Genomic DNA, 23,757 nt, shown 5'->3' on the forward strand with positions numbered 1-23,757 from the left:
CATAATTTTAATAAACAAAAGAACATTTGGAAAAAAAAAAGAGAAGTAATCTATTTAGAGACGTATTTGGAAATTTACATATCATAAAACGTTTTTTAATTTTTACTTTTGGTTGTATTTCTTATAATCGTTATAACGGTTTTAATAAACTACAATTAAAAGGAACCGAATATATCAAAGATCTTCCCGATAAAAAAGTACTTTTTGTCTCCAATCATCAAACTTATTTTGCTGATGTTTTCGCCATGTTTCATGTTTTTTGTAGTGTTAAAAATGGTTTTATAAATACAATAAAAAACCCTATTTATCTTTTAAATCCAAAGTTGAATTTATATTATGTAGCGGCAAAAGAAACTATGAATAAAAATATTCTTACTAGATTATTTACTTATTCAGGAGGTATTACTGTTAAAAGAACATGGAGAGAAGGAAATAGTAAAGTCAATAGATTAGTGGATATATCTGAAATATCACGTATGGGAAATGCGTTAAATGATGGATGGTTAATAACCTTTCCTCAAGGAACTACTAAATCTTTTGCGCCAGGTCGTAGAGGTGTTGTTCATGTTATAAGAAAATATAAACCGATAGTTGTCCCTATTGTGATAGATGGATTTAAATTAGCTTATGATAAAAATGGCATTAAAATAAAAAAAAGAGGAGTATTGCAGAAAATGATTTTTAAAAAACCCATAAAAATGGATTTAAAAAATGATACAACTGATATGATTATGGAAAGAATTATGGATGCAATAGAACAGTCTCCTAAATTTTATAAGAAGAAAAATACTTCGTTATGAAATATAAATATGTACGAAAAATCTTTCTAGATTTTTTTCAAGAAAAAAAACATAAAATTTTTCCTTCTTTTCCTATTCATTTAAAAAATGATCCTACTCTTTTTTTTATTAATGCAGGAATGAATCCATTTAAAGATTTTTTTCTAGGTAATAAAAAATCGGAATATCCCCGTATTGTTAATATTCAAAAATGTCTTAGAGCTTCTGGAAAACACAATGATTTAGAAAATGTTGGATATGATAATTATCATCATACCATGTTTGAGATGTTGGGAAATTGGTCTTTTGGAGATTATTCAAGAAAAGAAATTATCGAATGGTCATGGGTCCTTTTAACAAAAGTTTATAATATTCCAGAAAAAGATATTTATATATCTATATTCATTGGGAATGATGAAGATGGATTATCTATGGATAAAGAAAGTTTACAATATTGGAAAGAATTAATAGATAAAAAAAATATTGTTTTTTTTGGAAAAAAAGATAATTTTTGGGAGATGGGGGAGACAGGTCCTTGTGGCCCTTGTAGTGAAATTCACATAGATTTACGTAATAAGGAAGAAAAGAAAAAAATAGAAGGGAGATATTTAATTAATCAAAATCATCCTGAGGTTATAGAAATTTGGAATCTTGTTTTTATTGAATTTTTGAGAAAAGAAAATGGAAATTTAGAAAAACTTTCTACGAAGCATATAGATACAGGAATGGGATTAGAAAGGTTGTGCATGGTTTTGCAACATAAAATATCTAGTTATGAAACAGATATTTTTTTTCCAATAATTAGAGATATTAAAGATTTTTTAGGAAAAAAATATAAAAAAGATCTTAATCAAAATATATCTATACGTATTGTAGCTGATCATTTAAGATCTCTCGTTTTTTCCATTTCAGATGGACAATTGCCTTCTAATAATGGAGCAGGATATGTAATAAGAAAAATTTTAAGAAGAGCAGTTGTTTATGTTACCCGTTTTTTATATAAAAAAGGACCTTTTATTTACAAATTTGTAGATTCTCTAGTTAGAGAAATGAAAAATTATTTTCCTGAACTAGAGAAAAAAAAAGATTATATAAAAAACATAATAAAAGAAGAAGAATTCTTTTTTTTAAAAATTATTGAACAAGGATATAAAAGGATGCATCACTTAATTATAAGGGCTAAAGAAAAAAATTTTAAATTATTAAACGCTCACAGTATTTTTAAGTTGTATGATACCTATGGTTTTCCTATTAAATTATCTAAATCTTTAGCTAAAGAGAATAATTTATCTATTGATGAAAAATCATTGGAAAAAAAAATCTATAAACAAAGAGAGATGTCGTCTATATCTCATAAAAAAAATTTTTTTATGAAAACAAAAGATTGGGTTATTATACATGATACAAATATGGATCATTCTTTTTTGAAAAATAATTTTATTGGATATGATTATTTAGAATACACTATACGTATTCTTCGATATAGAAAGGTAGAAAAAAGTATTCAAAATAGTACTACTAATCATAATAATAATTATTATGAATTAGTTTTTTCAAAGACTCCTTTTTATCCTGAAGGAGGAGGTCAATTGGGAGATACAGGTTTTATAAAAAATGAAAAAGATGAAATTTTTATAGAAAATACAAGAAAAGAAAATTTAATAATCTTACATTTAGTCAAAAAACTTCCTTTTTCTATTTATTCTGATTTCCAAGCAAAAGTAGACAAAAATAGAAGAAATAAAATAGAAATTAATCATACATCCACTCATTTACTTCACTTTTCTCTGAAGAAAATTTTAGGATCTCAGGTAACACAAAAAGGTTCTTATGTAGGTGATAAATATCTTCGTTTTGATTTTTCATATCATAAAAAAATATCAATGAATGAATTATCTAAAATCGAAGAATTCATTCAATCATTGATTAATTCTAATTTAGTTATAGAAGAAAAAAGATCTTTTCCTTTAAAAAAAGCAATTGAAAAAGGTTATAGTGGTTTATTTCATGAGAAATATGAAGAAAAAGTACGAATAATAACTTTTGGTGATTTTTCTGAATTGTGTATTGGGACACATATAAAATGTACTGAATTAATTCAATCTTTCGTCATTTTATCAGAAAAATCTATATCTCATGGTGTTAGGAGAATAAAAGCTATTACTTATAAAAAGGCTATTCAATACTTAAGATCTATTCATGTTGAATATAAGTCTTTAAAAGAGATAATGAATAATACAAAATATCCAATAAAAAATGTTCTCAATTTACAAAATGTAAATAAAAAATTAAAACAAAAATTAGAAAATTTATATGTTCAAGAAAGAAAAAATATTAAAAAAGAATATTTGACAAAAGCTATTTCATTACCTTCTATCACATACGTATGTGACATTTCTAATGATCATAAGGAATTTGATATCAGTTTTTTTAAAAAAATTTTTTTAGATTTACGGAATGAAATATCCAATCTATTTTTAGTAGTAGGTTTCATAAATAAAAAAAGTAATCAACCAATAATTTTTATTTCTATATCAGACAAAATAATTAAAAGTAGAAATATTCATTCTTATCAAATTATAAAGAGTTTATCAGATGATATTCATGGAAAGTCTTGGGGAAAATCTTCTTTTGCTACCTCAATAGGAAATAGAAAGGAAGGGTTAAATTTAGTTTTAAAAAAAATTCAAAAATATATCAAAAAATATTTTGAGTAATTTTGATAGATAATTTCATTAATTAAAGTAGTATTAATTCTAAAATTATTATATGAGTGACAAATATTCATTTTTAAATGACATTCATCATATAGAATTTCTCTATAAAAAATATAAAATAAATCCTAATTCGGTAGATAAAAGTTGGTCTTCTTTTTTTTATGGTTTTGATTTTAAAGAAAAGATTTATCATTCTAATCAAGGAGAAAAAGAATCTCTTATGATTATAGATAGAGAGAAGAAAATAAAAAACTCTTTTTTTTATAAAGAATTCTTGGTTTATAATTTAATTTCTGCTTACAGAAATAGAGGACATTTTTTTACAAAAACAAATCCGATAAGAGATAGAAGAAAACATTTTCCTTCTTTGGATTTAAGAAATTTTGGATTATCTGAAAAAGAACTAGATCTTCATTTTGAAGTAGGTAAAATCATAGGATTAGGAAAAAATTCATTAAGAAATATTATACATAACCTTGAAAAGATCTATTGTAATTCTATAGGAATTGAGTATATGTACATTTCTGATTCTAAAAAAATTGAATGGATTGAAAAATGGTTTATCGATAAAAAAATGAAATTCTCTGTGAAGAAAAAAATATTTTTTTTGAAAAAATTAAATGAAGCAGTAGCTTTTGAAAATTTTATTCATACTAAATTTGTAGGTCAGAAAAGATTTTCTATAGAAGGAAATGAATCTATCTTACCAGCATTAGAAGAAATGATAGAATATTCTTCTAATAAGTACCTAACAGAAGATTTTATTATAGGAATGTCTCATAGAGGACGTTTAAATCTTTTGTCTAATTTTTTCAAAAAAAATTATTCCAATATTTTTAGTGAATTTCAGGAAAAAGAATATGAAGATAAAACTTTTTCCGGTGACGTAAAATATCATTTAGGTTTCACTAAAATTAGAAAAACAGATAAAGGTAATTTATTAAAAATAAATTTAGTTCCAAATCCTTCTCATTTAGAATCTGTAGATGCAGTTGTAGAAGGTTTAACTCGTTCTAAAATAGATAATTATTATTCTAATGATAGCAATTCTAAAAAGATTATCCCAATTTTAATTCATGGAGACGCTGCTTTATCCTGTCAAGGAATTGTATATGAAGTTTTACAACTATCCAAATTAAAAGGTTATCAAACAGGAGGAACAATTCATATCGTTATTAACAACCAAATAGGTTTTACTACGAATTATACAGAAGGTCGTTCTAGCATTTATTGTACAGATATAGCAAAAGTAGTGCTATCTCCTGTATTACATGTTAATGCAGATGATATAGAATCAGTTATTCGTTCTATTCATTTTGCTATTGATTTTAGAATGCATTATCATGAAGATGTTTTTATTGATTTATTAGGATATAGAAAACATGGACATAATGAAGGAGACGAACCTCGTTTTACTCAACCTTCTCTATACAAAATAATATCCAATCATAAAAATTCATATGAATTATATAAAAAAAAATTGGAAAAGGAGGGAATTATTGATTACAATGATATTAAAAATATGGAAAAAGAATATGAAATAATTCTTAATAAAGGATATGATGAAGCAAAAAATATTAAATTTCATGTTCTAAATCCTTTTTTAGAAGACGAGTGGATAAATTATCCTATTATATCATCACATAACAAAAATAAAATTTTTCAAGAAATAGATACTAAGTTTTCAACTGAAAAATTGATAAAAATAGCTAATAATATTTTTACTCTTCCCAAAAAGAAAAATTTTTTTAGAAAAACTAAATCCCTCTTTTTGAAAAGATTAAAAATGATCAAAAATAATTTAGTAGACTGGGGGACAGCAGAATTGATTGCTTATGCATCACTTTTATATGAAGGTTTTCATATTAGATTATCAGGAGAAGATGTTGCTAGGGGCACGTTTTCTCACCGTCATGTTGTTATAAAAACAGAAGACAAAGAAGAAGAAATTATTTTATTAAATAAAATAGGTAAAGGAAAAATACAAGTATATAATTCTCCACTTTCCGAATATGGTGTTTTAGGCTTTGATTATGGATACGCCATGAATTCTCCTAAAACTTTAACTATATGGGAGGCTCAATTCGGTGATTTTGGAAACGGAGGACAAATCATTATAGATCAATATATTTCTTCTGGAGAAAAAAAATGGAAAATTAGAAATGGAATAGTTCTTTTTTTACCTCATGGATATGAAGGACAAGGACCTGAACATTCTTCTGCACGTGTAGAACGATATCTACAACTTTGTGCTCTAAATAATTTATTCTTAGTAAATTGTACAACCCCTGCAAATTTTTATCATCTTTTAAGAAGACAAATGAAACTAGATTTCAGAAAACCTCTTATAATTTTTACTCCAAAAAGTTTGCTTCGTCATTCTAAATGTATTTCCAATCTAGAAAAATTATCTTTAGGAAAATTTCAAGAAATTTTGGATGATAATACAATTAGAAACATTGAAAATGTCACAAGATTAATTTTTTGTTCTGGAAAAATATATTATGATTTACTGGAGAAAAGAGAATTAATTCAAGATATAACAACGGCTATAATTCGTATAGAACAAATTTATCCTTTAAAAGAAGATACTATTCTAAAAATAGTAAAAAAATATAAAAACAGTAAAAATATCTTATGGGTACAAGAAGAACCAGAAAATATGGGTTTGTGGAGCTTTATTTTTAGGAAACTCAAGACTATTCCATTTAAATTAATTTCTCCAAGTGAAAGTCCTAGTCCATCTACAGGTTCTTATAAAAATTTTTTAAAAATTCAAAAAGACATATTAGAAAGATCTTTTTTATAAGATTTTTGATTTATTTTATAACTAAAATTTGAATTATCTATGATAATAAAAATCAAAGTTCCTTCTCCAGGAGAATCTATTACAGAAATAGAAGTTTCATCATGGAATGTTAAAAATGGAGATTATGTAGAAAAAAATCAAGTGATAGCTGAAGTAGATTCTGATAAAGCTACTTTAGAAATTATTGCAGAAGAAAGTGGAGTTATTTCTTCTATGAAAGAAATAGGAAAAAAACTAAAAGTAGGCGATACTCTATGTATTATAAACACATCTACCAATAATAATCGTAACGATAAATTTTTTTTTATAGAAAAAAATTCTTCTAAAAAAGAAGAAATAATAAAAAATTATCCTTCTCCTTCATCAAAAAAAATATTGTCTGAGAAAAATATTCCATTAGAATCTATTAAAGGAAGTGGGAAAGATGGAAGAATAACAAAGAAAGATTGTTTAATTGTTGCTTCATCTCTTTGTAATAAAAAAAAAGGGAACAATAATAGTATTATTAAAAAACAATGTAGAAATAAAAAAATTACACCACTTTCTTCTCTTAGAAGAAAAATTTCTGAAAGATTAGTTTCTATTAAAAATAGAACAGCAATGCTCACTACTTTTAATGAAGTAGATATGAAAAATGTTTTTATAATCAGGAAAAAATACAAAAATATTTTTAAGGATAAACATGGAGTTAATTTAGGTTTTATGTCCTTTTTTACTAAATCTTGTGTGAGAGCCTTAAGTTTATATCCAGATGTTAATGCTATGATTAGTGGTATAGAGAAAATTAATTTTAATTATTGTGATATTAGTATTGCTATATCTGGACCAAAAGGATTAATGGTTCCTGTTATTAGAAATGCTGAAAATTTATCTTTTCGAGAAATAGAGAAAAAAATTAAAATACTATCTACACGTGTTCATGACGGAAAAATATCTATAGAGGAAATGACTGGAGGGACTTTTACCATAACTAATGGGGGAATTTTCGGATCTATGCTTTCTACTCCAATAATAAATCCTCCACAAAGTGCAATTTTAGGTATGCATAATATAATAGAAAGACCTGTAGTTATTAATGGATTGATAGAAATACGTCCTATCATGTATTTAGCTCTCTCATATGATCATAGAATTATAGATGGAAGAGAATCTGTAGGGTTCCTTCTTTCTATCAAAGAATCTATAGAAAATCCAATAAAATTTATAATGGGAGGAGATGAAAAAAATATTCATTCTATATTAGAATTATAGATTTTATACAATTTGTCTAAATTTTTTTCCCCCCCCCCTTTGATTTTCTTTTAATGATCATGAATTTTTAATTCAAGAAAAAAAAGAAAATCATCTTTCTACTTTAATAAACAAAGAAGAAAATCTTTTTCAAGAGAGAATAAACTTATTATTCATCTTTTCTTTTCTTCTTCTAAACTATGTGCTAGTCATTTTTTTTAACTAAAGAAAAGAAAATAAATATTCAAATTTTTGATACAAAAAAAAAGTATTTTTTCTTACTTGTAAAATTGGTTTAGTAAGTAAATACAATTATAAAAAAGATTCTAATTATTAATTAATCATTCTTAAAAATGATTATTTTTTATCTTATAAGAGGATTCTGTTTATTTATATTTCCAACATGCATTTGTTTCATTTTTATTTTTATGATTTTTATTTGTTCATGTAGTAGACCATATTTGTCTGTTTTCTTAGCTTCTATTAATAATAACTCAGCTTTTTTTTTATCTCCCCTTGATAGGCAAGCTATAGCTAGATTTAATTTAGCTATAGCTTTATTTTGTTGAAAGTGTAAACCAATATCTAAAGCTTTTTTCATATATTTCTCAGATTTCTGAATATCTGATTCTGAATATAGAATTCCATAAAGAAAGTAATAATAAGCCATTTGACTTTGAGTTAATTGTTTTTTTGGATTTTTTATATATTCTAAATATTTTTTTAAACCTTTCATATCTTTCTTCTTTATTTTAAGAAAAGCTAATAATAAAAATTCATTCCTAAAAATGAAAAATAAAGGAAAAAGACTAATTAATAGAAAAATTAATCCTAATGAATAATTTTTTTTGGATAAAAAAATAATAGATCCTATTACAATTATAAAAAATAAAATTTTTTTTGTAATCTTTTTCATTATGATATTTAATATTTTTGTTTTTTGATTTTTATCCAATTAATAAGGTCATTATAATTAGAATTACATAAAGTATGTCCAGAATCATATTCTTTATATAAGACAGAAAGAACTTTTTTTTTTTTTAAAAATTCAAAACTTTTTTTAGACCAACTTATAGGAATAATAGGATCATATATTCCATGAGAAATAAAAAAGTCTAAATTTTTATAAGCCTCCTCTTCTATTGTTTTTGGTAAAATTCTTTTTTCTAAATATCCACTAAGAGCTATTATTTTTTTTACTTTATGATATTTTCTTATAGCTATAGCATAACTCAAAATAGCTCCTTGACTGAATCCACATAACCATACTTGATTTAATAAATTATATTCTTTAATAGCTTCATCTATAAAAAAAGAGATTTTTTCAATCGTTTTTTTTGCTTGTAAAATATTAATAAATTTTTCTTCATGATTAAAATCTATATCATACCATGAATATTTATCTAAACCTATAGAATTCAGTCCTTGAATACTGATTATAAAAAAACTATCTGGAATATCTTGATGAAAAGAAAAAATATCTTTTTCATTACTACCATATCCATGAATCATTAAAAAAAGAGGATGTTTTATTTTATTTTTTATTGGCTCTTTTATTTTATGTTTAATAGAAAGTTTATCTAAAAGCATTTTTATTTTATTTACAATTTTTTATCTACTATATATTCGATTTTAAAAAAAAGAAGAAATTCTTCAGTTAAACTTGAATCACAAAGTTTTATGTGAATTTAAAATTCTGCATATTAAAATATAAAGAAAGAGGATTCAAACATAAACGATTTTTAGTTTAAATTTACTATAAAAAATATTTAGAATATATAAATGAATCTACATGAATTTCAGGGAAGAGAAATATTAAAAAATTTTTTAATTGAAAAAAATATTCCTGATGGAATTGTGGCTTCTACTCCTGAAGAAGCGGTAAAAGCGGCTAAAATAATCTTTAAAAGAACTAAAAAAAAATCCTTAGTTATAAAAGCTCAAATACATGCAGGTGGTCGTGGAAAAGGTGGAGGAATAAAAGTAGCTAACTCTTTAGATGAAGTATATAATAAATCAAAAAATATTTTAGGAAAGTATCTAGTTACTCCACAAACTTCAAAAAAAGGAAAATTGGTTCGAAAAATTCTTATTTCAGAAGATGTGTATTTCAATGAAAATAGATTTTCTAAACCTAAAGAATTTTACTTTTCTATATTATTCAATAGGGAAATTGAAAAAAATGTAATTCTTTATTCTAAAGAGGGAGGAATAGATATAGAAGATGTATTTGATAAATGTAAAAGTAAAATATATAAGGAAACTATAGATCCATTTATTGGATTACAATTATTTCAGATCAGAAAAATTGGTTTTTTCCTAGGTTTAGGAGGAGGGGAAGTATTAAAAAATTTTATACATTTTGTTTTTTCTATTTACAAGGTTTATTTATCGATTGATGCTTTATTATTAGAAATAAACCCTCTTATTTATACTACTTACGATCATAAAATTATAGCAGTAGATATAAAAATAATACTGGATGATAACGCTTTGTTTCGTCAGAAACAATACGCAGATATGCGTGACATAGAAGAAGAAGAACCTATTGAAATAGAAGCTATGAAAGCTAATTTAAATTTTTTAAAACTTGATGGAAATGTAGGATGTATGGTTAATGGTGCTGGTTTAGCTATGGCTACTATGGATATGATAAAATCTTGTGGTGGAAACCCATCTAATTTCCTAGATATAGGTGGTTCTGCTGATAAGGAACGAGTAGAAGAAGCCTTTCGTATCCTTTTAAAGGATCCATCTATAAAAGCTATGTTTATAAACATTTTTGGAGGAATTGTACGTTGTGATACAGTTGCAGAGGGAATAATTAACTCTTATAAAAAAAGTAATCAGAAAATAAAAATACCTATCATTGTTCGTTTACAAGGAACAAATGAATTTATAGCAAAAGATAAACTTGAAAACAGTAAACTTCCGATTTATTCCACTCATACTTTAAAAGAGGCTTCCGATAAGCTTAAGAGATTATTACTAATAAAAAAATAATATGGATAAGATTTTTTCTTATATTGGATGGACGTTTAAGTATAGACCTGTAAACTGGAATGAAGTAATAGGACAAAATAAGATTATTCATCTTATAATAAATACTATTAAAAAAAATTTTTTATCTCAAATTTTGCTTTTTTCAGGACCTAAAGGTGTTGGAAAAAATACATGTGCAAGAATATTAGCCAATGAATTGAATTTCTTTTCTAAGAAAGATTCTTCTCTAAATATTTTTAATATTAATGGAATCTTTAACCATTCAGAAGAATTTATTTGTAAAATAATTAAAAAAATACGTTTATTCCCAAAGGAAGGGAAGTATAATATACTTATATTGAATAACATTCATCATATAAACAAAAATTATTTTTTATCTATAATAGATAATCCTCCTCCACATGTTCTGTTTGTTTTTTGTACGGAAAAACAAACAGAAATTATAAATTATATTCTTCATATTCATAGTTATCAAATTTATGAATTTGAACATATTTCATTAAAAAAAATTTTTTTTTACCTGAAAAAAATAGCAGAAAAAGAAGGTCTTAAAATAGATAATGAAGCCCTATTTATCATTTCTAAATATGGAAATGGATCCATAGAAAAGGCTATTCTAACTTTAGAAAAGTTAAGTTTCTTTCAACAAGAAAATAGAATATCTAGTGAATTGGTTATGGAAAAATTAGGAATTCTTCAAAAAGAAGAATATTTTAAAATAACTGATTATATTTTAGATGGAAAAAAATCAAATATTTTAATTTTTTTGGATAAAATTTTTCAGAAAAAAATTAATCCTATCAGTTTTATAGATGGATTAATTAATCATTTTAGACATCTTTTTTTATCTAAAAACATAGAAACATTATTTCTTTTAAAGTGTGAAAAAAAAAATATAAAATTTTATATAGAACAATCAAAGAGATTGTATCCTTCTTTTTTAATCAAATCTTTGATAAGATTACACAAAATAAAAAAAGAATTTTATAATTACAGTGCTGATTATTTATTAATAGAAATTAATTTGCTTCAATTAACAAAAGATTTAGATCTTTATTTTAAAGATAAATATGATTCTTATAAAAAAAATCCTAATCAGTTTAAAAAAAAAATTAAAGTTTTGGAAGAAAACTGGAAAAATTTTCTTCAGAAACTTTCTGAAAGGATTAAACCTAACTATTTAATTTTTTTAGAAAAAATTAAATTTTCTTTTTCTAAAGATAGAATATTGTTAGTCGTTCCTTATGAATTATATACTTGTGAATTTTATTTTTTTATAAAAACATATTTTCTTAAGTATATAAGAAAAAAATTGAATGAAAAAAATTTAGAATTCAAAATTGAAATAAAAGAAAAAAATGTAGATGATTTTTCAGTAAAAAAAGAAAATTCCTTATTTCATAATAATAAGTTAGTTGATCAATTAATTGAAAGATTAGAATTGAAAATTTCATCCTCTATTTTATTATAAGAAATAATATGAAACTGATTCGATATAATATAAAAAATATATTGAGAACAATATTGGATTTATTTGTACAAATGAAAGAGATATTTTATCTTCTTGAAATGAGTATTTTTATTTTATTTATTTAATGGTTTTAATTTATGATTCATTATTGGTTTTCCTTTTTTTCTTCTACTTCTTCCGATGAAGAAATTCATGATGAAGCCTCCTTCAGTCATGAAGAATGTAGTAGTACAGGTTCTAGTTATTATGGAGGAACTCCTATAAGGAGCAAAACTCCTGTTCTAGATAATTTTGGAAGGGATTTAAATTCTATAGCTATTGAAGGAAAATTAGATCCAGTTGTAGGAAGAGATAAAGAAGTTGAACGTGTTTCTCAAATATTGAGCAGAAGAAAAAAAAATAATCCTCTTCTTATTGGAGAGCCAGGTGTAGGTAAGTCTGCTATTGCTGAAGGTTTAGCTCTAAGAATTGTACAAAAAAAAGTATCTAGAGTTTTATATAATAAAAGGGTAGTTGTATTAGATTTAACTAGTTTGGTTGCTGGAACTAAATATAGGGGACAATTTGAAGAAAGAATGAAATCTATTATAGATGAGTCAGAAAAAAATTCAGATTTAATTCTTTTTATTGATGAAATTCATACCATCATTGGTGCTGGTGGAACAACAGGTTCTTTAGACGCATCTAATATATTCAAACCTGCTTTAGCTAGGGGTGATATTCAATGTATTGGAGCAACTACAATAAATGAATATAGACAATATATAGAAAAAGATGGAGCATTAGAACGAAGATTTCAAAAAATTATAGTACAACCTTCATCAGAAGATGAAACTATTGAAATTTTAAAAAATATTAAAAATAAATATGAAATTCATCATAATGTTTTTTATACAGAAGAAGCCATAAAAGCTTGCGTTTATTTAACTGGAAGATATATAGTTGATCGTTATTTACCTGATAAAGCAATTGATGCTTTAGACGAAGCAGGATCTCGTGTCCATATTAAAAATATAAAAGTTCCACAAGAAATAGTTTTATTGGAAAAAAAACTAGAAAAAATACGAAAAGAAAAATCTAAAGTTGTTAAAAGTCAAAAATATGAAGAGGCAGCACGTTTACGTGACAAAGAAAAAGGAATAGAAAAACAATTGATTCAAGAACAAAAAATTTGGGAGGAATCTTCCAAAAAAAACAGAGAAATAGTTTATGCAGAAAACGTAGAAGAAGTAGTCTCTATGATGAGTGGAATACCGGTAAATAGAATAGCTAAAGCTGAAATGAATAAATTAAATAAAATGATTGATTTTATTCAAGAAAAAGTAATAGGACAAAATGAAGCCGTAAAAAAAATAGTAAATGCAGTACAAAGAAATAGAATTGGTCTAAAAGAACTTAATTGTCCTATAGGTTCTTTTATGTTTTTAGGAAAAACTGGAGTAGGAAAAACTTACTTAGCAAAAGTATTTTCTAAAGAATTGTTTGATACGGAAGAATCTTTAATTCGTCTTGATATGAGTGAATACATGGAGAAGTTTTCTGTTTCTAGATTGATAGGAGCTCCACCTGGTTATGTTGGTTATGAAGAAGGTGGACAATTAACAGAAGTAGTTCGTCGTAGACCTTATTCTGTTATTTTATTAGATGAAATAGAAAAAGCACATTACGAAGTATTTAACATTTTATTACAAATACTAGATTATGGATGTGTAACAGATAGTCTTGGAAGAAAAATAGATTTTAAAAATACCGTAATTATATTTACATCCAATATAGAAGTTAAAAACTTAAAAGGATTTTATTCTGAAATAGGTTTTTATACTAAATCTAAAAAATATTCTAATCAAAAGAATTTTTTAGAACAAGCTTTGAAACATACTTTTTCTCCAGAATTTTTAAATAGAATAGATGATATTATTATTTTTAATTCTTTAAAACCTAAAGATATATCTAAAATTACTCATATAGAATTAGAAAAAATAAAAAAACATGTATCCAATTTAGGATATAAACTTATAGTATTACCTGAAGTTGAATCTTTCATAAAAAAGGAAGGTTTTGATAAAGAATATGGAGCTAGACCCTTAAAAAGGGTAATAGAAAAGTTTATAAAAAATCCTATATCAGAGTGTATTATTTGTGGAACTTTAAAGAAAGAAGAAGAAATTACATTGATGATGAATGATGATAAAAATGATGTTAAAACTCTTATTAAAAAACCGTAGAATTATATGTTAAAAAAAAAATAAAAATTATTACAGATACTTTAGATTTTCTTTATCCTAATCCAGTTAGTTCATTATATCATATTAATGAATATACTTTACTTTTAGCTATATTGTTAACCTCTAGATCTAAGGAGAAGAAAGTTAATGAAATAACAAGATCTTTGTTTAAGAGAATAAAAAAACCTCATGATGTTATTTTTTTCTCTTTAAATGAAATGAAAAATTTCATAAGAAAGATAGGCCTTTTCAATAAAAAAGCTAAAAATATTTATAATCTATCCATTCTATTGATAGAAAAACATGACGGAAATGTTCCAAAATGTATGAATAAATTAAAAGATTTACCAGGAATTGGTCGCAAAACGGCTTCGGTTTTCTTATCTCATGTATCTGAATATCCGGTGTTCCCTATAGATACTCATATTCATAGAATGATGTTTCGTTGGGAATTAAGCAATGGAAAAAACGTAAAAAAAACGGAAAAAGACGCTAAATTTATATTTTCGAAGAAAAATTGGAAAAAATTACATCTTCAAATCATTTTTTACGGAAGAGAATATTCTCCATCAAGAAAATGGAATCTAAAAAGAGATATTATTTATCAAAAATTAGTCAATAACAATCTCTTAAAAAAAAATTATCAGAAAGGTAAATCGTCAAAATCTTCAGGAGTAAAAGAAGATGATATAGTTGAAGAAGCTTTTTGATCACCAAAAGAATTTTTTATCTCCTCTATTTTCCATCCCTGTATAGAATTAAAATATCTAATTATTCCATCTGGATTTTTCCATTCTCTACCTCTTATATTGATGAATACTTTTACTCTATCTTCTTCTCTTACAGAATTTAATAAATCTACTTTTTCTTGGATAAATTCTATCAGAATATTTTGTGGATATGGTTCTTCTGTTGTAATTACTATTTCTCTTTTTTTAAATCCGCTATCAAATTTTTGAATATCTAATAATTTTTTGACTCTTCCTATTATTTCCATCTTTATGCTTTATGATTTATTTTTTTTACTATTTTTAGTGTTATTTCTTTTTTTCATAGATTCTCCAATCTGATTGGATACATTAAATGATGTAATCATATTATTTAACATATCACTTGCTGATCCAGGTGAATTCGGAAGTAAAATTAAATTAGTATTTGTATTTTCCCCCATAGATTGAAGAGTATCATAATGTTGTGTAACTACAATTAAAGCAGAAGCCTCTTGTGAATTAATACCTACGTTATTTAATACTTCTACAGATTCTAAAATACCTTTTGCTATCTCTCTTCTCTGATCTGCTGTTCCTTTTCCTTGCAATTTTTTACTTTCAGCTTCTGCTTTAGCTTTAGCTATTATTTTAATTTTATCAGCTTCTGCTTTATATTCAGCAGATACTTTTTCTCTTTCTGCTGTATTGATACGATTCATTGCTTGTTTAACTTGTTCATCTGGATCTAAATCTGTAACTAAAGCCTTAATAATAGAATATCCATATTCTAACATAGCCTCCTCAAGTTCTCTTTTTACAGCATTTGCTATATTATCTTTTCTTTCAAAAACATCATCTAAACGCATTTTTGGAACTTCAGCTCTAACAACATCAAATATATAAGAAGTAATTTGAGAATTAGAATTATCTAATTTATAAAAAGCTTCATATACTTTATTTTTTATCACTTTAAATTGTACAGATATTTTTACTTTTACAAAAACATTATCTTTAGTTTTGGTATCTATTAAAATATCCAATTGTTGAATTTTTAATGTTAGTTTCCCAACTATAGTATCTACCACAGGAATTTTAAAGTGTAATCCAGCATGACGTATACTATGAAATTTTCCAAGTCTTTCAATAAGAACAGCTGTTTCTTGATGAACTATAAAAATAAAACTGGAAAAAAAAGAAAGGATCAAAAGAATTAATAATCCATAAAAAAATAAACTAAAAATACTCATATATACTTTAAAAATTTATTATTTATATTCCAAGTTCTAAACGAGCTTCTTCGCTCATAAATTCTCTACTCCAAGGAGGTTCAAAGGTTAATGACACTTCTACTTCTTCAATTCCTTTTATAGATTGAACTTTTTCTTTAACTATTAAAGGTAAAGTATCTGCTACTGGACAATTTATAGTAGTAAGAGTCATAATTATCTTAACTTTTTTATCTTTTTTATCATCTTTGTCATCATATATTTTTATATCATAAATCAAACCAAGTTCATAAATATCTACTGATATTTCAGGATCATATATACTTTTTAACACAGAAACAATTTGATCTTCTAAAAGAAACTTATTTTTTTCTTTCATTGTTTTATTAATCTTCCAAATTTATCAAAAAAACGAATAGGATAACCTAATTTTTTTAGATTTGGCAAAATTTCATTTTCTTTTCCTATAATCAAAATTCTTCCATTTTTTACGGAAAATAGCCTCTTACACGACAAATAAACTTCATTAATAGTTACAGAACGAATACTATTTAAATAATTTTTGTAAAATCCACTTGGAAGATCATTCTTTATTTCACTAATAAAAAAATCGCTAATTCTATTTGGATCTTCTAAATCTAAAATAAATAAACCACTTATCTCTTTCTTTTTGATATTTAACTCTTCCCTGGTAACCTTATTTTTTGTTATTTCTATAATTTCTTTTAAAATATCTTTGATTACTTTATCTGTTACCACATTTCTAACTTGAGTATAAATGTAAAAATAACCTATATCCATATCTGATTTTAAAAAGGAATAAGCACCATATGTGTATGCTTTTTTTTCCCTAAGATTTAAAAATAATCTACTTTGAGCTCCTCCACCCAAAATTCCATTTGCTAAAATGGAAGAAAAATAAGTTGGATCATTTTTTCTAAAATTTATAGGAAATCCATAGCAAATAGTAGACTGAGTAAGAGATGGAAGATCTACTATATCTATCTCTATTTTAGGTGAAAAATGAGATTTCAGCTTTTTGAAAGTTTTTTGATCACGAAGATCAATACCTCTTTTCCATTGAGATAAATAAGTTTGACACAATTTTTTTGCTTCTTGAACGGATATATCTCCTATAAAAGAGAGATAAGAAATATTAGGAATATAATATTTTTTATATAATTCTCTTAAATCATGAAGAGTTATTTTTTTTAAACTTTTATAAGTTTCATATTCTCCATAAGGATGGTTTTTTCCAAAAAACAAAACATTTCGTACTCGTTGCAAAATAAGATTCGGATCTTTTTCAGAAAGATCTAAATCTGTAATTTTTTGTTTGATTATTTTTTCTAACTCTGTAGAATTATCAAATTTACTATTTATTAATATATCACTAAATATAGAAAAAGATTTTTCTAAATTTTTTTTTAAAGTAGAAATATATACACCTGAAAATGAAGTATATAAATCTGATCCTATATAATCCAAAATTTCTTCTAATTCTTCTTTAGAGAATTTTTTTGTTCCAGAACGAAGCATATTACCAAAAACTTTTCTGATTCCAGCTTTATCTTTTTCTAAAAAATTCTTATAATCCAATTCTAATCCTATTCTAACTAAAGGATGTTTATGACTATCCACTATTAATACCTTTAATCCATTTTCAAGTTCAAAATATTTAGGTTTTTTAATATTGATAATGGTCTTTTTTTTTAAAGATTTTGGAGGTATAGATCTATTTACTGTTTGAGAAAACATAGTTGTATGAAAAAATATATTTATAATTATAATGAAAATAAATTTATTTAAATTAATTACTTGGAACATTATATAAACGGACTCTACTATTTGTATTTAAATATTTATTTGCTACGATTTGAATATCTTCTTCAGATACATTGCGATATCTTTCTATATCTCTATTAATTAAATCTGTATTTTTATAATATAAGTAATAATGAGAAAGATTAGATGATATTCCACTCATAGAATAGTTATCAGAAATGAACTTCTTCTCAAAAAAATTTTTATATTTTTCTAATTCATATTTTGTAACTCCTTTCTTCTTTAATATTTCTATCTCCTCATCTATAACTTTTGTTAATCCATCCAGGGTAATTCCCGGATTTATTAATCCATATATAGTAAAAACACTATAATCTTCCATAGGATCTAAAAAAGATCCAGCGTAAGAAGCTATTTGTTTTTTATTTACTATATTTTTTATAATTCGTGAACTCTCTCCAGAAGATAATATGTGATCTATGAATTTTAAAACACAAAAATCTTTATCTGTTATTTTTGGAAGTCTATAAGATAAAAAAACTCCTGGAACTTTAGTGTTTTTGTCTACGTGTGTATAAAAAATTTCTTTTTTGATAGGTTTTTCTTCTATCTTATTAACATGAATATCTATTTTTCCTCTTGGAATTGTAGAAAAATATTTATTAATTAATTCTCTAGTCTCTTTCATATCAAAATCTCCTGCAATGATTAAGGTAGCATTATTTGGAACATAATAAGTCTTATAAAATTTATGATAATCTAATTCTGTTGCAGAATCTAAGTCTTTTTCAAATCCAATAATAGGATATTTATAAGGATGTTTATTAAATAATAAGGATGGAATAACCTCAGAAACAGCTTCTATAAACGGTTGGTTTTCTACTTGCATTTTTTTTTCTTCTTTAATTACTTCTCTTTGAATTTTAATACTATTTTCATCTATTTTAGCATGAAGCATTCTTTCTGATTCCAACCATAAAGCTAATGGTAGTCTATCAGAAGGCAGTACCTCATAATAATATGTTTCGTCATAATTAGTATATGCATTATTTTTTCCTCCATTAGAAGCTATATATTTAAAGAATTCTCCTCTTTTAACATGTTTAGACCCTTCAAACATTAAATGTTCGAAAAAATGAGCAAAACCAGATTTACCGGGAAAATCGTCTTTTGTTCCTACGTGATATAATACGGAAACAGAAACCAAAGGATTCGTCTTATCTTGATGTAAAATAACATGTAATCCATTTGATAAAGTTTCTTCAAAAAATTTAATTTTATATGTTTTATCTGCTTTCAACTGATTAATAGAATTAAACATCATTATCATGATGATGATTATTGAATAATAAATTTTATTTATCATATAACTTTTCTAAAAAAAATTAAAGTTAAATAAAAATAAATTTTTAAAGAAAATTACGAATTTTTTTCTTTTATTTTTGTTATTTATTATTTATCTAAGTTATGCATTTATGAAAAATATTTTATTTTTTTTCTTTTTCTTTTTTTCTTTTCTGTTGATAAAAATAGAAACAAAAAATATAGAAGGAAATGCAAAAAATGGATTTGAACTTTTTAAAAAAAACTGTACATCTTGTCATTCTATAGATTTAGAAAAAAAAATGATAGGACCGGCTTTATCTGGTATAACAGAAAAAAGAAGTAGAGAATGGTTGCATAAATGGATTATTAATAATAAATCTTTAAGAGATAAGGGAGATAAAGAGGCTTTAGCTATTTATAAAGAATATGGAAATATAGAAATGAATTTGTTTACTCAATTATCTGAAAAACAAGTAGATGATATTCTATTTTTCATAAAAAACCCTATTGTAAAAAAAGAAGAAAATTCAGAAAAGACAACAAATAAAGAGCAAAATAATATCCAACCGGATATTGATCAATTTTTAATTAAAATAATTGTTTTTGGACTTAGTGTTTTATCTATAATTCTTCTTTGTATTTTATATAAAATTCAAGTCTTAACTAGATTATTTTTTGAAAAAGAAAAATTTTTTAGGAAAAAGAGTTTTTGGCTATATTGTAAGACTTTTTTTTTACCTTTTTTTTCTTTCATAGAAAAAAAACGGAAAAATTTCATGTTTTTTTCTTGTTTTTCAGGTTTTTTATTAGGATTATACATAATATGGAATTTTTTAATGAAAATAGATGTTAATAAAGGGTATAAACCTGAACAACCTATTTATTTTTCTCATAAAATTCATTCTGGAATTAATAAAATTAATTGTGAATATTGTCATTCTTCAGCAAAATATAGTAAAGTATCTGGTATTCCTTCTTTAAATGTTTGTATGAATTGCCACATTACTATTAATGAGTATAAAGGTGATTACATTGAAAAAGGAAAAAGTAGAGACGAATATAATAAAGAAATACAAAAAATTTATCATTTTATAGGATGGAACAAAGAAAAAAGAGATTATTCTAATAATCAACATCCAATTCAATGGACTCGAATACATAATATGCCTGATTTTGTTTATTTTGATCATTCTCAACATATTATAGTTGGAAAAAAAATGATAAATAAATCAAAAAAAGTCAATCAAACTTGTAATGCTTGTCATGGAGATGTCCAAAATATGGATCAAGTAGAGATGTCTAATGATTTTACTATGGAATGGTGTATTTCATGTCATAGAAATACAGAGATTGATACAAATAATTCCTATTATAAAGAACATTTTTCAAATTTTATAAATAAAAAGAAAAAAATAACCGTTGATATGATAGGCGGAACAGAATGTGCTAAATGTCATTATTAACTATTATAACTTAGTAATGAAATGTTAGTAATTAGTTTTGTTTAATTTTTTTTATAAAAAATTCATGTCATGAAAGAAACAAAAAAAAAGAATAAAATAAAGAAAAAAAGTATCCTTCCTATCAAAGAGAAATGGTTAAAAAATAATACATCCAGACGTGACTTCCTTAAATTGATAGGTTTTAGCGCTGCTTCTGTTACTTTATCAGCATGTAAAGGGCCAGTCATTAAATCTATTCCATATGTTGTAAAGCCTGATGTTATTACTCCTGGTATTCCTACTTATTATGCTTCTACAATGATCGATACTTTCGATCTTGGAAGTGTATTAATAAAAACAAGAGAAGGACGTCCTATAAAAATAGAACCTAATTTGACTTCTAAATATTTCAATACTACCTCAGCTAGAATTCAATCTTCTCTTTTATCTCTTTATGATGAAAAAAGATTAAAAAATCCTTTTTTAAAGGGAAAAAAAAGTTCTTGGAAAGAAATAGATAACTATGTTGTTCCTTTTTTAGAAAAAATATCACTCTTAGGAAAAGAAATTGTTATTTTTTCAACTTCTTATCCTAGTTTTTCGACAAAAGAATTAATTCGAGATTTTACAAAGACATATCCAACTACTCGATGGATTACTTACGATCCTATTTCTTATTCTCATTCCTTAGATGCCGCATATAATATATTTGGAGTTCGTGCATTTCCTTTTTTTGATCTATCAAAAATAGAACTAATAATATCTTTTGATGCAGATTTTTTAGGTGATTGGTCTCCAGAAAATTTGGGAAAATATTATGTGAAAAATAAATATCCAAGAAAAAGAATGATAAAACATATTCAGATAGAGAGCAATATGACTATTTCTGGAGCAAATTCAGATATTCGTATACCAAAGAAGCCTTCCGACATAAAAAATATTTTATTTGAAGTTTATCAAACTATTTTTTTCCAAAAAGAAAGTAGTAATGAATTAGTCAAAATGTTAACTAAGTTGATAAAAGAAAAAGGATCAAAAAGTGTTGTTTTAGCAGATGGAAGTGAAGAAGCGTATATGTTATCATTTTTAATCAACAAAAAAATTGATAGTCAAGCTATTCAAGAAGGAAAATTTATCTTAACGAAAGAAAGTAATAATAATAAGATAGAAGAATTTATAGAAGATTTAGAAAAAAATAAAATAGGAGGATTATTATTTCATAATACGAATCCTGTATATTCTCTTCCATTTCCTCTTAATAAAAAATTTAAGAAATTCTTAAAAAGAATACCTATAACCATTTCTTTTTCTATGAAAAAAGATGAAACTAATGAGTTTACAGATGTCTTAGCTCCTATACCTCATTGGCTTGAAAGTTGGGGAGATACTCATCCTTTTACCGGTTTTTATACGTTAATACAGCCTACAATTCAATCCTTATTTGATACAAGACAATTACAAGAGTCTTTAATAATTTGGGGTAAAATTAAGGAAAAAAACTATTATGAATATTTAAAAAAAATTTGGAAAAATAAAATAATTCCAAAATCTAATGTATCATCTTTTAATGAAGCTTTATTTTATGGATTTGCAGAGAAAAAAGAAAACGTTAAAATAAAAAAGATTGATTTATCAAATGTACAATATCTAAAAAATAAAAAAATAGAAAGATCTGAAAAAAATTCTTTTGAATTAAGATTGTATACAAAAATAAGCATGGGAGATGGTTTTCAATATAATAATCCTTGGCTTCAGGAAATGCCAGATCCAATTACTCGTACAACCTGGGGGAATTATTTAACTATATCATCTTATGATGCAAAAAAAATAGGATTAAAAAATTGGCATACAGGAAACGGTTCTATGAATGGTAATTGCGTAGACTTAATAAAAGATCATAAAATTCTTATAAAAGATTTACCAATTTACATCCAACCTGGACAAGCTATAGGATCTATAGGTTTATCCTTTGGATATGGACAAAAAACAGGAAAAATATCTCAAATAATCAACAAAGGAAAAAACGCTTATACATTATACCACAATTTTTATTTGGTACAAAAGGATATAAAAATAAAAAAAACGGATAAAATATATGAATTTGCTTGTATTCAATTACAAAACACAACAGTAGGAAGAAATTTAGTTAAAGAAACGGATCTAGAAACTTTTTTAAACAAACCTAAAGAAATTTGGAATGAAGAAGAAAAAATTTATTCTCACAAGGGTTTCCTTAACCCAGAAGATATTTCTATTTGGGACGATAATAATAAAGAAAAAAAAGGACATCATTTTCATTTGTCAATTGATTTGAATTCATGTATAGGATGCGGCGCATGTATTATTTCTTGTCAATCAGAGAATAATATACCTGTAGTTGGAAAAGAAGAAATCAAAAAATCTAGAGATATGCATTGGTTACGTGTAGATAGATATTATTCTTCCAATAAAAATAAAAAAGAAGAAAATCTTTGGATAAATCCAAAAGTTTCTTTTCAACCTATAATGTGTCAACATTGTAATAATGCACCATGTGAAACTGTATGTCCTGTTGGAGCGACCACTCATGGAGAACAAGGACAAAATATGATGACTTATAATCGTTGTGTGGGAACTCGTTATTGTGCCAATAACTGTCCTTATAAAGTAAGAAGATTTAATTGGTTTAATTATGTTAATAACCAAAACTTTGATTTTCATATGAATAACAATTTAGGAAGAATGGTTCTTAATCCAGATGTAGTAATAAGAACTAGAGGAGTTATGGAAAAGTGCTCCTTGTGCATTCAGAGAACACAATTTACCATTTCTTTAGCAAAGAAAGAGAATAGAAAAATAAAAAATGAAGAATTTGAAACAGCTTGTAGTATTTCTTGTCCTACTAAGGCTATTACTTTTGGAGATACTACTAATGAGTATAATTTTATTACAAAAAAAATAAAAGACAAAAGAAATTATAAACTTCTAGAATTTCTTGGAATACGTCCAAATGTATCTTATCAATTAAAAGTAAGGAATCTAAAATAGAAAAGGA

The 23,757-nt window shown here is 24.8% G+C and carries 17 protein-coding genes; 10 read left to right on the plus strand and 7 right to left on the minus strand.

Annotated features, from left to right (window positions below):
* Nucleotides 1-26 precede the first annotated feature (26 nt).
* The 4 genes from H0H78_RS00215 to odhB are packed head-to-tail and all read left to right on the plus strand — an operon-like array spanning nt 27 to nt 7,556.
* A complete protein-coding gene (locus H0H78_RS00215; RefSeq protein WP_185851026.1) occupies nt 27-800 on the plus strand; it encodes a lysophospholipid acyltransferase family protein in 774 nt (257 codons plus the stop codon).
* A complete protein-coding gene (gene alaS, locus H0H78_RS00220) occupies nt 797-3,496 on the plus strand; it encodes an alanine--tRNA ligase (RefSeq protein ID WP_185851027.1) in 2,700 nt (899 codons plus the stop codon). The genes H0H78_RS00215 and alaS overlap by 4 nt, the downstream gene beginning before the upstream one ends.
* A 52-nt stretch (nt 3,497-3,548) precedes the next feature.
* On the plus strand, nt 3,549-6,305 hold the full coding sequence (locus H0H78_RS00225; RefSeq protein WP_185851028.1) for a 2-oxoglutarate dehydrogenase E1 component: 2,757 nt from the start codon (nt 3,549-3,551) through the stop codon (nt 6,303-6,305).
* Between the two features lie 39 nt (nt 6,306-6,344).
* Entirely contained in the window at nt 6,345-7,556 is a 1,212-nt protein-coding gene (gene odhB, locus H0H78_RS00230) for a 2-oxoglutarate dehydrogenase complex dihydrolipoyllysine-residue succinyltransferase (RefSeq protein ID WP_185851029.1), read from the plus strand.
* 343 nt (nt 7,557-7,899) lie between these two features.
* Here odhB and H0H78_RS00235 read toward each other — a convergent pair whose 3' ends face one another.
* Complete coding sequence (locus H0H78_RS00235) at nt 7,900-8,451, minus strand: hypothetical protein (RefSeq protein ID WP_185851030.1); 552 nt, start codon at nt 8,449-8,451, stop codon at nt 7,900-7,902.
* A gap of 8 nt (nt 8,452-8,459) precedes the next feature.
* A complete protein-coding gene (locus tag H0H78_RS00240) occupies nt 8,460-9,125 on the minus strand; it encodes an alpha/beta hydrolase (RefSeq protein ID WP_185851031.1) in 666 nt (221 codons plus the stop codon).
* A gap of 192 nt (nt 9,126-9,317) precedes the next feature.
* On the opposite strand from H0H78_RS00240, the gene sucC reads away from it, so the two are divergent.
* The 4 genes from sucC to H0H78_RS00260 all read left to right on the plus strand — a co-directional run bounded on the left by sucC (nt 9,318) and on the right by H0H78_RS00260 (nt 14,944).
* A complete protein-coding gene (gene sucC / locus H0H78_RS00245; RefSeq protein WP_185851032.1) occupies nt 9,318-10,538 on the plus strand; it encodes an ADP-forming succinate--CoA ligase subunit beta in 1,221 nt (406 codons plus the stop codon).
* Nucleotide 10,539: 1 nt separating this feature from the next.
* A complete protein-coding gene (locus H0H78_RS00250) occupies nt 10,540-12,009 on the plus strand; it encodes an AAA family ATPase (RefSeq protein WP_185851033.1) in 1,470 nt (489 codons plus the stop codon).
* A gap of 137 nt (nt 12,010-12,146) precedes the next feature.
* Nucleotides 12,147-14,234, plus strand: coding sequence for an ATP-dependent Clp protease ATP-binding subunit (locus H0H78_RS00255; protein ID WP_185851034.1), 2,088 nt, complete (start codon nt 12,147-12,149; stop codon nt 14,232-14,234).
* Nucleotides 14,235-14,347: 113 nt separating this feature from the next.
* Nucleotides 14,348-14,944 carry an endonuclease III domain-containing protein gene (locus tag H0H78_RS00260; protein WP_238783761.1) on the plus strand — a complete coding sequence of 199 codons (597 nt, stop codon included), beginning with the start codon at nt 14,348-14,350 and terminating at the stop codon, nt 14,942-14,944.
* Here the strand turns inward: H0H78_RS00260 and H0H78_RS00265 are convergent.
* The 5 genes from H0H78_RS00265 to H0H78_RS00285 are packed head-to-tail and all read right to left on the minus strand — an operon-like array spanning nt 14,878 to nt 19,276.
* Nucleotides 14,878-15,231 (minus strand): DUF3127 domain-containing protein, encoded by a 354-nt coding sequence (locus tag H0H78_RS00265; RefSeq protein ID WP_185851035.1) that lies wholly within the window; start codon nt 15,229-15,231, stop codon nt 14,878-14,880. The two genes, H0H78_RS00260 and H0H78_RS00265, sit on opposite strands and share 67 nt — an antisense overlap.
* A 9-nt stretch (nt 15,232-15,240) precedes the next feature.
* Nucleotides 15,241-16,191, minus strand: a complete 951-nt coding sequence (locus H0H78_RS00270) for an SPFH domain-containing protein (protein ID WP_185851036.1) — start codon at nt 16,189-16,191, stop codon at nt 15,241-15,243.
* 22 nt (nt 16,192-16,213) lie between these two features.
* Complete coding sequence (locus H0H78_RS00275; RefSeq protein WP_185851037.1) at nt 16,214-16,549, minus strand: iron-sulfur cluster assembly protein; 336 nt, start codon at nt 16,547-16,549, stop codon at nt 16,214-16,216.
* The gene (locus tag H0H78_RS00280) at nt 16,546-17,928 is read right to left on the minus strand and encodes a M16 family metallopeptidase (protein WP_185851038.1); all 1,383 of its coding nucleotides are present in this window, start codon (nt 17,926-17,928) and stop codon (nt 16,546-16,548) included. The genes H0H78_RS00275 and H0H78_RS00280 overlap by 4 nt, the downstream gene beginning before the upstream one ends.
* Nucleotides 17,929-17,980: 52 nt before the next feature.
* A complete protein-coding gene (locus H0H78_RS00285; RefSeq protein ID WP_185851246.1) occupies nt 17,981-19,276 on the minus strand; it encodes a M16 family metallopeptidase in 1,296 nt (431 codons plus the stop codon).
* Nucleotides 19,277-19,430: 154 nt separating this feature from the next.
* On the opposite strand from H0H78_RS00285, the gene H0H78_RS00290 reads away from it, so the two are divergent.
* Nucleotides 19,431-20,744: a c-type cytochrome gene (locus H0H78_RS00290; RefSeq protein ID WP_185851039.1), complete on the plus strand. Its 1,314-nt coding sequence runs from the start codon at nt 19,431-19,433 to the stop codon at nt 20,742-20,744.
* 69 nt (nt 20,745-20,813) lie between these two features.
* Entirely contained in the window at nt 20,814-23,750 is a 2,937-nt protein-coding gene (locus H0H78_RS00295; protein WP_185851040.1) for a 4Fe-4S dicluster domain-containing protein, read from the plus strand.
* The last annotated feature ends 7 nt before the right edge of the window (nt 23,751-23,757 follow it).

The sequence above is a fragment of the Blattabacterium cuenoti genome (genome assembly GCF_014251235.1).
Lineage (GTDB): Bacteria > Bacteroidota > Bacteroidia > Flavobacteriales > Blattabacteriaceae > Blattabacterium > Blattabacterium cuenoti_AF.

What these genes read in the sequence shown, in the direction of transcription:
- H0H78_RS00295 (WP_185851040.1), top strand. Translation starts at nt 20,814, where the DNA reads ATGAAAGAAACAAAAAAAAAGAATAAAATAAAGAAAAAAAGTATCCTT.
- H0H78_RS00265 (WP_185851035.1), bottom strand. Translation starts at nt 15,231, where the DNA reads ATGGAAATAATAGGAAGAGTCAAAAAATTATTAGATATTCAAAAATTT.
- H0H78_RS00280 (WP_185851038.1), bottom strand. Translation starts at nt 17,928, where the DNA reads ATGTTTTCTCAAACAGTAAATAGATCTATACCTCCAAAATCTTTAAAA.
- H0H78_RS00290 (WP_185851039.1), top strand. Translation starts at nt 19,431, where the DNA reads ATGAAAAATATTTTATTTTTTTTCTTTTTCTTTTTTTCTTTTCTGTTG.
- sucC (WP_185851032.1), top strand. Translation starts at nt 9,318, where the DNA reads ATGAATCTACATGAATTTCAGGGAAGAGAAATATTAAAAAATTTTTTA.
- odhB (WP_185851029.1), top strand. Translation starts at nt 6,345, where the DNA reads ATGATAATAAAAATCAAAGTTCCTTCTCCAGGAGAATCTATTACAGAA.
- H0H78_RS00270 (WP_185851036.1), bottom strand. Translation starts at nt 16,191, where the DNA reads ATGAGTATTTTTAGTTTATTTTTTTATGGATTATTAATTCTTTTGATC.
- H0H78_RS00240 (WP_185851031.1), bottom strand. Translation starts at nt 9,125, where the DNA reads ATGCTTTTAGATAAACTTTCTATTAAACATAAAATAAAAGAGCCAATA.
- H0H78_RS00275 (WP_185851037.1), bottom strand. Translation starts at nt 16,549, where the DNA reads ATGAAAGAAAAAAATAAGTTTCTTTTAGAAGATCAAATTGTTTCTGTG.
- H0H78_RS00285 (WP_185851246.1), bottom strand. Translation starts at nt 19,276, where the DNA reads ATGTTTAATTCTATTAATCAGTTGAAAGCAGATAAAACATATAAAATT.
- H0H78_RS00235 (WP_185851030.1), bottom strand. Translation starts at nt 8,451, where the DNA reads ATGAAAAAGATTACAAAAAAAATTTTATTTTTTATAATTGTAATAGGA.
- alaS (WP_185851027.1), top strand. Translation starts at nt 797, where the DNA reads ATGAAATATAAATATGTACGAAAAATCTTTCTAGATTTTTTTCAAGAA.
- H0H78_RS00225 (WP_185851028.1), top strand. Translation starts at nt 3,549, where the DNA reads ATGAGTGACAAATATTCATTTTTAAATGACATTCATCATATAGAATTT.
- H0H78_RS00250 (WP_185851033.1), top strand. Translation starts at nt 10,540, where the DNA reads ATGGATAAGATTTTTTCTTATATTGGATGGACGTTTAAGTATAGACCT.
- H0H78_RS00255 (WP_185851034.1), top strand. Translation starts at nt 12,147, where the DNA reads ATGATTCATTATTGGTTTTCCTTTTTTTCTTCTACTTCTTCCGATGAA.